Source organism: Oceanispirochaeta sp., from assembly GCF_027859075.1.
GTDB lineage: Bacteria > Spirochaetota > Spirochaetia > DSM-2461 > DSM-2461 > Oceanispirochaeta.
In genome coordinates, this window is the sequence record NZ_JAQIBL010000006.1 from 1 (window position 1) to 11,053 (window position 11,053).

At 47.9% G+C, this 11,053-nt stretch carries 8 protein-coding genes, 1 tRNA gene and 1 pseudogene; 5 read left to right on the forward strand and 5 right to left on the reverse strand.

The features are described from left to right. Positions 1–143: 143 nt before the first annotated feature. Positions 144–329, reverse strand: a complete 186-nt coding sequence (locus PF479_RS00655) for a hypothetical protein (RefSeq protein ID WP_298001196.1) — start codon at positions 327–329, stop codon at positions 144–146. Positions 330–607: 278 nt separating this feature from the next. On the opposite strand from PF479_RS00655, the gene PF479_RS00660 reads away from it, so the two are divergent. Both PF479_RS00660 and nfo read left to right on the forward strand, forming a co-directional pair. Further along, positions 608–678 (forward strand) — tRNA-Gly (locus PF479_RS00660). A 44-nt stretch (positions 679–722) separates the two neighbouring features. Continuing rightward, complete coding sequence (nfo, locus tag PF479_RS00665; RefSeq protein WP_298001198.1) at positions 723–1,577, forward strand: deoxyribonuclease IV; 855 nt, start codon at positions 723–725, stop codon at positions 1,575–1,577. Here nfo and PF479_RS00670 read toward each other — a convergent pair. The 4 genes from PF479_RS00670 to PF479_RS00685 all read right to left on the reverse strand — a co-directional run bounded on the left by PF479_RS00670 (position 1,574) and on the right by PF479_RS00685 (position 8,438). Then, a complete protein-coding gene (locus PF479_RS00670) occupies positions 1,574–5,935 on the reverse strand; it encodes a DEAD/DEAH box helicase (protein ID WP_298001200.1) in 4,362 nt (1,453 codons plus the stop codon). The two genes, nfo and PF479_RS00670, sit on opposite strands and share 4 nt — an antisense overlap. 306 nt (positions 5,936–6,241) lie before the next feature. Continuing rightward, entirely contained in the window at positions 6,242–7,213 is a 972-nt protein-coding gene (gene mvk, locus PF479_RS00675; RefSeq protein ID WP_298001202.1) for a mevalonate kinase, read from the reverse strand. 178 nt (positions 7,214–7,391) lie between these two features. Next, complete coding sequence (locus PF479_RS00680; RefSeq protein ID WP_298001204.1) at positions 7,392–7,895, reverse strand: hypothetical protein; 504 nt, start codon at positions 7,893–7,895, stop codon at positions 7,392–7,394. A 99-nt stretch (positions 7,896–7,994) separates the two neighbouring features. After that, a complete protein-coding gene (locus tag PF479_RS00685; RefSeq protein WP_298001205.1) occupies positions 7,995–8,438 on the reverse strand; it encodes a DHH family phosphoesterase in 444 nt (147 codons plus the stop codon). A 138-nt stretch (positions 8,439–8,576) separates the two neighbouring features. Between PF479_RS00685 and PF479_RS00690 the strand changes: the two genes are divergently transcribed. The 3 genes and pseudogenes from PF479_RS00690 to PF479_RS00700 form a co-directional block, all read left to right on the forward strand. Continuing rightward, positions 8,577–9,380: a DeoR/GlpR family DNA-binding transcription regulator gene (locus PF479_RS00690; RefSeq protein WP_298001207.1), complete on the forward strand. Its 804-nt coding sequence runs from the start codon at positions 8,577–8,579 to the stop codon at positions 9,378–9,380. Positions 9,381–9,494: 114 nt separating this feature from the next. Next, positions 9,495–10,162: pseudogene (locus PF479_RS00695) on the forward strand (TRAP transporter large permease). An 89-nt stretch (positions 10,163–10,251) separates the two neighbouring features. Next, the coding region (locus PF479_RS00700) for an EamA family transporter (protein WP_298001208.1) at positions 10,252–11,053 on the forward strand (802 nt) is incomplete at its 3' end.

Below are 11,053 nucleotides of genomic sequence, written 5' to 3' on the forward strand. Positions count from 1 at the left end.
GAACTAAGAAACTTCATTTTATATTCCATATGCCATCCTCAGGGATTCGGGAGACGGTTTTATTTAAGCGCTGACGACAACCGCCGGCGCTTCTTACCATTCATATTACCGCATTTTAAATTCTTTTTTTGAAATAATATAATTCAGTGCCCCGTCAAGGAAGCCTTCACATCGGCAAAGCCTGTAGACTCGGCGACCTGGGTGAGAGATGGGACTGTCCTGCAATCAATTCTCTCATCATGGCCACATTTGTGGGTTCTTATATGCTGTCCAATCAGATTAGAGGACGAGCCATCAGGACTCAGGGAGGGAGATCCTTGTGAAGGCACGGTCCCATTCCCTCTCCTCCCACTTTGTTAAAAAGACTGAAATTATTGACATTTGGAAAAGCTGATGATTTTAAAACCCTCTATCCTACAGACTTCTCAGATTCAGGCTTCTTGAACAGAGCATTAGCTTTTCTGAGAATTCTCAATGTTAGGTATCCCTGGACAAGGACTATTATTTTAAATAAATGGAAGAGGGAAACTGTATACAATAAAAAGAATATTGAGATTGTTGTTGACCGCCAAGACTGCCAGAGATTAACATTAAACCAATACACTAAGCGGCCGTCGTATACTGGTATTACCCCAGCTTCCCAAGCTGGAGAAGCGGGTTCGATTCCCGTCGGCCGCTTTTTTCATCAGTAATTATCAGACTCAAGAGAGGCAGGTGTAAAAATGGATCGTCGGAATTTAAAATATATCGGTCCCCATGTCAGCATCGCCGGAGGAGTCGAAAATGCCCCCCTGAATGCCTTAAAAACAGGGGCTACCGGCTTCGGGATGTTTACAAAAAACCAGAGACAGTGGGTTGCCAAACCTTTGACTGAGGAAAGCATTCAGAAATTCACAATCAATATGAAAGAGGGTGGATTTACGGCAGATGCCGTGCTCCCTCATGATTCGTATCTGATCAACCTGGGTCATCCCGAAATTGAGAAATTGGAGAAGTCAAGGGCTGCCTTTCTGGACGAGGTGCAGAGGGTGGAGCAGCTGGGTTTAAAATATCTGAACTTCCACCCTGGAAGTCATCTGAAGACCATTGAGCCGAAAGACTGCCTGGACCGGATTGCCGAAAGTATAAATATAACCATAGATCAGACGGAACAGGCTGTTCTTCTGATTGAGAATACAGCCGGGCAGGGTTCTAATATGGGCAGCCGCTTCGAAGAGATCGCCCGGATTATTGAGGGTGTGAAGGATCAGTCCCGAGTCGCCGTGTGCCTGGATACCTGCCACCTCTTTGCGGCGGGGTACGATCTGAGGACTGAGGAAACCAGGACAAAAACCTGGGCCGACTTTGATCGACTGATCGGTTTTGACTTTCTGAAAGGCATGCATTTGAATGATGCCAAGTCGACCTTTGAGAGTCATCTGGACCGGCACCACAGCCTGGGCCAGGGAAATATCGGCTGGGAGGCTTTTGAGCAGATTGCCGGAGATCCCCGTTTCAACGGCATTCCCCTTGTTCTTGAAACAATTGATGAAAAGTTGTGGCCCGAAGAAGTCAGTAAACTCCTGGCAAAAGTCTAGAGATCCGAGAAATCATTGATGACTCCGCTGAGTATATAGACGCTGTAATTGTCCCGGAATCCGGCCTTTTTGAGAATATCTTTATAGGGGCTCTCTGCGACAGCAATTCCATTCACGGTTTCTACCTTAATCGATTTGAGAGGCTTGAAATCCCGGCTTAAAAGGATTTTGAAAAAGCTCAGGGCTTCCAGAGAATCAGGTGAATTTTCATCCTGGAAGAAGTCCAGTTCCTTCCCGTTCCTTTTGGAGAAAAGGAGGGGATTCTCTCCTCTGAAAACCATATGGCTCCCTACCAGCCTGGTTGGATAATTTCCCTTCAGGGCATCGACCTTGATTCCCGCCAGAGAGGCCGGGTCGGTGCAGTTCATCCAGTACATTCCCTCTTCATCCAGTGGTTCAGAGAGTTCCCGCAGAGCTTCCCAGCTGGCAAACTGGATACCCCGGATCTCTTCAAAAAAATAACCCGAAACGCACTCCCCCGAGAGTTCCATCAGGCGGAGAGTCGGAAAAAGGGAGTTCCAGTTCATCGGCTGGGTCTCTTTTTCAAGGAGCTGCCTGAAGAGAACTCCATACCGGAGAAAAAGCTGGCGGACCCCGTTCCTGAGGCGTTCATCCTGTTCGATAAGATCTTCCTCATCAGAGATGGACTCGGTCAGAAACCAGCGCCCCTCCAGGGGCCTGGAAGTCTTCCACCTGTTGAATCCGCCCCGGCTGATCCTCGGGCTTCCGCTTTTTTGTTCCATATCCCTGAAGGATTCGGCGCTGAATTTATTCAGAACTCCACTCCGGACCGTCTCATAATGGTCATTGCTAAGATGCCCCTCCCAGCACTGTTTCCAGAGAAAAGCCACCAGTGCACTGCTGTTTTTCTGACTGTGTTCCTTGATGTCCCAGAAAGTGAAACTTCCTCTTTTATCGGGAAGAAGAGTCTCTATCTCATCATCAGACGTCCCTCTTTTGATAAACAGGGTCTGCTCATCCTCAAAACAGAAGGCAATCTTCTCTTTCCCGCAGCCATACCAGAGTAGGGAGCTCTCCTGAAAAAGGGTATCCAGCCAGGACTTGTAATACGGCCGGATTCTGGACGGGAAATAATCGCTTTCCCAGAGAGCCGGTTTGGCACCATAGGCGATCAGCTTCTCAAAGACATCCTGTAAATCTTCCTTTCCCGTGCCGGCTTTCGTCAATGATTGATGCTGGGCCAGAAACAACTGCAGTTTTCTGACAGGCAGGGCCTTGAACTGACTCCGGCCTTTTCTCCTTTTCAGGCGGAAGAGAATCTCCAGGTTTTCGGCCATGCAGAACTGATCTGCTTCAGCATTATCGGTGAGGACATCGATGATGAGATCCCCCGATTCCCTCAGGATTTCCAGACAATGAAGGATCTCCTTTTCTTCCGCCGGGTAGAGGGCGGTCAGAGTTTCAATGGATTCGGGCCCGGAAAAACTGATCCACCGGGGAAGGATGAAATCGATCTCTCTGCTGAATCCAGGCTCTCCGTATTTCTTCTTATAAAGAGAGGAGATCACAAGGGGTTCCCGGCTCAGAGGAGTCTCCCAAAAGACGAGTTTTTCCTCGACCGCTCTGAGAATCGCTGTTGATTCCTCCGGCAGATCCCGGGCCAGGGCGTCTTTCATCTCCTGCCACTGGCTTAAGGGAATAAAGATCCTCTCCTCCACCCAGTCGTAAAGATCATCGGATGACCGGGGGCAGTAGTCAGGATAGGTCCTCTGGAGTTTCTGATTAAACTCCGCCACAAGATCCCCGGACAGCATGGGTCTCAGACCGGACTCATGCACAATCCCCTTGATCAGATCTTCCCTGAGATTGGACTGTCCTCCCAGGGGCGTATCGTCTTCATACATCCTCTGATTGGTATGATCATAAACAATGCCTGAGGCAAAGGGAGAGGGAGTTTTTGTCATGACTTCGCTGACCTTAATTCCCCCTTCCCTGATCTCATCCAGGACCTGAGTGAGGGATTTCAAATCAAAATCATCATGGAGGCAGGACCTCCATGTCTCAGTCAGAATGGGAAAGTCCTCATAAGGGCTAACGGCCTGAAGGAGCTTTTTTGACCGGAGCCTGGTGAGCCACAGGGGTGTCCTCTGTTTAAATGATTTTCTGGGAAGGAGAAGGGCTCTGGAAGCATTATGCCTGAATCGTCCTCCGAAAAACATGGTGGATTCGAGTCTCTGGCGGAGCAGTTTTTCCAGATTATCGCCACTGACAAGAGACAGAACATCATTGACCTCAAACTCATGGGGCAGATCAAGGATAATGGCATCATCGTCACAGAAGACCTGCAGGGGATATCCATGCTTGTTTTCCCAGGCCTGAGAGAGGGCTTCACTGTAGGGAAAGTTCATCTTCCCGCCCCAGAGAGTGTGAAGGATAATCTGATGGCAGTCGGTCCTGTTCAGGGGATCATTAAAGTGCTCAATGAGCAGATGAGTCCGGTGAGGCAGGGCTCCCCCCGTGTGTTCTCTCTGTCTTTTCATGTAAGAGATCAGAGCGGATACGGCATCTTCTTTCAGAGAATAAGAGGAGCTGAGGATCTCTGTGAGAACAGATTCCCCCTGCCCCCGGGGCTTCATCAGTTCAGTCTCGATGAATTGAAGAAGATCGAGGATTTTTCCCGAATAAAAGAAGTCCCGTCCATTGGGGTCGGCCTTCCAGAAGGGGCTCATGGCTCCTCCCGAATCGGCAGGGCTGACCTCCACTGAGCGGTCATTGATATTGTCAATCCGCCAGGTCTGGGTGCCCAGGGTGAAGAAATCGCCATGAGAACGCTCCCATACAAACTCTTCGTCCAATTCCCCGATTTTGGCACCCTCACCGTGGATTCTCAGCTCATAATATCCCCGATCGGGTATGGTCCCTCCCGACATGTAGAGAACACGCTCGGCGCCGTCTCTTGCCCGGACGGTATTCTCCAGCTTATCAATATTCAGTCGCGGTTTGAGCTCTCCTATTCGGGTATCGCTGTAACGACCGTTGAGCATCTCCAGGACCAGATCAAAATGATTCCGGGGCAGGGTATGCCATACGTAAATACTGGTGATGAAAAGGTAGAGTTCATCGATGGGCCACTCCCTTGTACAGCACATGGACAGCAGGACCTGAGCCAGCACATCCAGAGGATTGACGGGAACCTCCATCTCTTCTATTTCACTGTCCAATACGGCTTTGGCCGTGACGGCACAGCGGATCATGTCATTCCCGAACATCGGAAACAGGGTGGTCCGGCTGACATCTCCCACATTGTGCCCGCCCCGTCCGATCCTCTGCACTGCCGAGGAAACCGAAAAGGGGGCTGAAATAAGGATCACTTCATCAATAGCACCGATGTCGATTCCCATTTCAAGAGAACTGGTGGCAACGATGGCTTTGAGTTCTCCTTTCTTCATCTTCTGCTCTACAAAATAACGGATTTCCCGGGAGAGGGAACCGTGATGGGCAAAGGCAAGGATTTCACCCACCGACTCGTTGATCATACGGGTGACTTTTTCGGTCTGCCTTCTGCTGTTACTGAAGATCAATGTTGATCTGTTGACCCTGATTCTCTGAACGATCTGTTCAATTACCCCAGGCCAGTGAGAATCCTCACCCTCAGGGTTTTCAGGAAAACTGACATTGATTTCATACTGCTTTTGAATATCCGACGGGATGATTTTGACACGCCTGGCCCGCAAAGCCTCGTCCTTATGATCTCTCGGATAAAATCCGCCGAGAAGTGAGGCCACAAGAGACAGGGGATGCACTGTGGCGGAGAGTCCTATCCTCTGAAACTCGCCGTTAATCAGAGTCAGTCTTTCAATGGCAGAAATAAGATGGACCCCTCGTTTATTGGCGGCAACAGCGTGAATTTCATCCAGAATAACAACTGAAAGCCCGGCAAGAATCTTCCCGGCGGCTCCGGAGGTGAGCAGTATATTCAGACTTTCGGGAGTGGTAATCAGGATTTCCGGAGGGCGCCGCATCATTTTCTGTCTGTCCGAACTGCTGGTATCCCCGCTTCTGGTTAGAACATGGATATCGGGAAAGGGAACAGATCTCTCTTCAAAATAAGCCTTCAGATCTTTCAGTGGCTCTCTCAGGTTCCGCCGGATATCATTATTGAGGGCCTTTAAGGGGGAGATGTACAGAATGCGGACCATCCCGGAAGGCCACTCTCCGAGGATGAGCTGATTCAGAGACCATAAAAATGCGGCAAGGGTTTTCCCGCTCCCTGTGGGGGCAGTCATCAGAACATGAGATCCTGAGGCTATTTCCTTCCAGCCTCTTTCCTGGATGTCTGTGGGCTTCCTGTACTTTGATACAAACCACTCCCGCAGGAGCGGATGGAACTGGTGCATTAGTAAATCCGGCATAATCGATTGGTTATATAAGTAGAATGACCAATGATATGGTTGGTGATGGGCAGAAGACCGGCCACTAGCGGGGAAGTTTCCAGAACAGTTATGGCCGATGAGGATCGATTGGCAATCCTAATACCTTGGCCTGCTAAATAATCCCGAATCGGTCCCCTGGTGAGGGAAAATAGATTCCCGATACTCATGAATCAACTCCTATAGAATAATTTATACTCCAAAAAAAGCAGCATAGTTATCCTTATGTAGAAAAAACTATACTGCCAGTATAAATCCTATAAATCTATAGTACTATTTTAATATCTGAAAAGAACTGTCATCTGTTGGTGTTCCGCCGATTGTAGCTCTGATTGTCGCGATTCCCTTTGCCTCAAAAGCGGCGGCTACTTTTTCCTGAAGTTCTTTTCCAGGTGTGAGGGCAACCATATATCCACCCCGGCCTCCACCGGTCACCTTGGCCCCATAGGCTCCAAGAGAATTGGCCAGATCACACAATGAAATCAGTTTTTCATGAGAGAGACCCATTTCAATCAGTATCTTATGGTTTTCGTTCATAATCTGTCCCGTTTCTCTGAGGTCTTCAGCGGAGAGAGCCTGTCCTAATTCTTCCACCTGGAATTTTATTGTATTGAGCCGCCTATTAAACAGTTCAGCATTTTCACTTTCCTGTTGTTCTAAAAAACCTTTCAGGGAGGCCGTATTAGCAGTGACCCCGCTATTGCCCAGTACAATTTCAACAGGCTGAGAAAGTGTTATTCGTTCAAACTGTTTAACCCCTTTCTTTATTCTGTATTGAATGACGCCGCCATAGGTTGAAACTGTATTATCCAAACCGCTGGGTAAACCATGGTATCCAAACTCTCCTTCCCAGGCGACATGATTGATATCAAGAACATCCATATTCAGTGCAAATTCCTTATTACAGGCCCTGGCAAAAGAGACACAGATGGCCGCACTGGCTCCGACTCCGCTACCCGCAAGCAGATCTCCTCCAACAGTAATCTTTATGGGATTTTTCTCCAGATCCAGCCCCATGACCTCAACCATTCTGTCAAAGGATGCAAGGCAGTCCTTTTCTTTGGCTTTTTTATATCCGGGAACTTCAATTCGATTGTCCACAAGGGTCCAGCCTGAGCCTGATCCAAGACGCTCTACAGTACATTCTGTTTCAAAGGGAATGGCAGCAAGAATCGCCGGAACCTCCCATAAGACAAACTGATCTCCAATTAAAATTGTTTTTCCAAATCCTGTTCCTTTATTCATGCTTCCCCATCCTTTTTTTTAATATTTTCTCTACCTCAGCAATAAGCAGAGCTTCTTGTCCAATTTTTACAGTCGTTGCGGCCGAAAGGCTATGACAGGCATCTGAAAATCCCCCCAGTATGGAAGTCGCTTCGGGAAGAAAACTGTTTAATCCCGGGATAAGACCAGAACGTTTTTTTTAGGTCAGAGCCTCTGAGACCCTCATGGAAATTTTTGTCCCGTTAAATTCGATAGGCCCGAATCCTGGAACCATATCAGGAACTATCTGAAACCCCGCCAGATATTTGGTTTGATCCAGAAACCCCATCTCCTTGATATAGGAGCAGAAGACTCCGATCATTTTAACACCCATGGGCTGAAAACGGTTTTCAACATTGAACCACTGCAGGTGCTCTGTCGTAGGAATGTTAATTTTAAGATTTTCAATTTCCTTTTCAAAGATATCCTGCTTTTTTATCAGAAGCTGCTGAGCGAATTCCGCAATATCCTTATTAATTCCCCTTTGGCATATATCAATACCTCTGGAAGATCCATCGCTGTAGTACCCCACTCCCCCTACAGTATCCAGGACATTGCAGACTTCTAAGGCAGGATATAATTTGTCTCCCAGTTTTATGCCGTATTCTTCGCCATCTTCATTTTTCCTGACCTGAATTGATCCTGTCTTAACAGCAGTATTCAAAACCTCCCGGTTGACCCCGGAGAGGCATCCGTCAACAAGGAATCCATCTCCGATGGCCCCCAGAACAGCCAGATGGGAACCGGCACCCCCATTTTGTCCTCAGCGGCGTATAATGTCCTCGGCAAATAAATAGCAGGTGGTTGAAGCGGAGATGTCCCGGTCTCCTTTTAACCCATACAACTCTCCATCCAGATTGAATACCGACTCATCATCTACTTTTTCCGCAGGATGATGATCAAGGATGATGACAAGATTATTCCCATTATTTATTGCAGAAATAAGAGGGGCAATCTTTCCGGCAAAGTCTGCAAAGATAATAATTTGCCCTTTCTCTTTCAAAATTTTTTCAAGAACCTGGGGATAGGGCTTCTCCAATGAGAATCGTGAGACCCCATAGCCTATTTGCTGAAAAGTGTTGAGCAGGATTGTCCCCGAACTTAATCCATCGGTATCATTGTGGTGAAGAAGTGTCACTTTCCGGAGCGACTTATTCTTAAGGGCAACAATTGCCTCTTCCATAGCGTCAATCAGATTATCAACCATCGAATCTCCCAATCAGACATCCAAGTCCGTCAAAATGAACATGTTCGAACATTATAGAGCCACTTCGTGATCGAAATCAATCATTATTTGTAGATTCTAAATATTGCGTCCATGAGACAGGCAGAATATACTGGACATATGAAAGATAACGATCAGTCAAAGCAGCTGCAATCACAGAAAATCAGGCAGAAAAGGATTATTGAACTCATTCAGAGAGACGGTCACGTCAGAGTCCTGGATTTGAGCAAACTTCTGAATGTCTCGGAAATTACAATCCGAAGGGATTTGGCACTCCTTGAAAAAAAAGATTCTCTCGAAAGAACTCATGGCGGGGCCATCTCTACCAAACGGATATTCAAAGAGGTCAATTACAGCAGCCGTTCCGATGAGGAAGTGGAAAATAAAGACTCTATTGCCCGGCTCGCGGCAGAACTGATCAATGACGGTGATACTGTTTTCATCAACGGCGGATCCACGACCTACCATATTTTCAGATATATAAACAAAAAGAACGTAAAAATTGTAACGACAAATCCCGGCTGTATCGGTCAGATTCAAAACCCTGATATTGAGCTGATTCTGGCCGGAGGACTGTATCATCCCCAGTCTAATTCATTTTACGGCGGATTTACGAACGATATTCTCAATCAGGTGAATGCCAATAAAGCTATAATCGGTGTTCATGGCATCAGCTGTCTATCCGGATTGACGACACCCATGCAGCATGCAGCTGAAACAAGCAGACTGATGATCAACAGGACCAGAGGAGAAGTCATTATCGTAGCGGATCATCGCAAGATCGGCCTGGTCTCAGACTATGTGACTGCTCCTACAAGCCGCATTAATACATTGATCACCGACTGGTTTCTGGACAAGGACTATATTCAGGATTTTGAAGATCTGGGTATCAATGTCCTCCAGACCAAAGCTCTGGAGGAGTAAGGCCGAATAACAGCAGTCAGAAGATGGAATGACTGAGATCCCCTTTTAAAGTCATTTCAATCTAATAGGAGTGTCAGATGCAAAAAAAGGGGATACCTGCCCAGCAGGGAAAAAATGTCTCCTCCCCGGGATATTTTAATCCAGCTGAAAGAATCCATCTGGGCTCTCCTGCTCCCCTCCGGGATCATCATGGGAATCCGATTCGGGATTTTCACACCCACCGAAGCCGGTGCAATTGCGGTTCTCTTCTGTACGATTGTAGGTGTTTTTTTTACAAAAATCTCAAATGGAAACACTTTCCTCTCATTTTGATGAATACAGTTTACACCACAAGTTCTGTTATCCTTATTATTGTATCAGCCTCTGTTTTCGGTCAGTATATGAGCTGGGAACGTATTCCTTATCTCCTCACCCAGTCCCTTATGACTTTTTCAGGTTCTCCCTGGTTGATGCTGATTATCATCAATGTGTTTCTTCTTTTTTTAGGAATGTTCCTGGAAGGCGGAGCTGTATTGATCATTGTGGCTCCTCTCCTGGTTCCTGTCATCAAAACCATGGGGATTGATGTTGTTCACTTTGGTCTGGTCTTAATTGTCAATATAATGATAGGCGGGATCACACCCCCCTTCGGTTCAATGATGTTTACCACCTGTTCCATTACCAAAGTACCTGTGGTCGATTTTATGAAAGAAATATGGCCCTTTATCATCGCACAGATACTGGTTCTTCTGGTGGTAACCTATATTCCCGCAGTCGTGCTCTTTCTGCCAAATCTGATTTAACAGATGTCCCGGGGGATAGAAGCTCTATCCCCTGAGATGTTTTATCCCCGGGGCTGACAGCCCTCGCGGTTCAAAGTACAATGTCCCTCATGGTCACATTCTTCGCCTCACTTTCTGCATTAACATACGGTTCCGCCGATTTTTTCGGAGGCCTGGCATCCCGGAAAAGCCCTGCCACAACGGTTGTCGCCTGGTCTCAGGGCGTAGGCTTCCTGGTCGCCCTGATGACTGCGCCCCTGATGGGAGCCAGCTCAGCAGAATTCTCAGATATTCTCTGGGGAATAGCTGCCGGACTGGCAGGAGCCGGGGGAGTAGGCTTTTTGTACCGGGGGCTGGCCTCGGGCCTGGCATCGGTGGTGTCCCCTGTTGCCGCCCTGACCGGTGCGACCCTCCCTGTCTTCTTTGCCGTTTTCAGCGGTGAAAGACCAGGACTCGTGACATGGACCGGGATTGCCCTGGCATTGCCGGCTATCATTCTGCTATCAACAGAAGAGGATGAGAAGAAAGACCATGTTCTGAAGTCTCTCCAGTATGGGTTTCTGGCGGGTGTTGGTTTCAGCGGCTTTTTTATTCTCATTGCCCAGACGGGAGACCACTCGGGCATGTGGCCCCTTGTGGCTGCCCGGGCAGCGACGGTCCCTATATTCTTATCAGTAACGGCTCTGCGCCGTCTTCCCCTGGTGCTCGAAAAAGCAAGCCGCGGAAAGGCTGTTCTTGCGGGAGCTCTGGATATGAGCGCCAATATTTTTTACCTGCTGGCAACCAGGACAGGGTTCATGGTGACTGCCGTCGTGATCACAGCCCTGTATCCTGCACCGACGGTATTCCTGCAGCGTATTGTTCTAGGTGAGAAAATCAGTAAAGCCCGAGTTTTCGGACTGATTCTGGCCA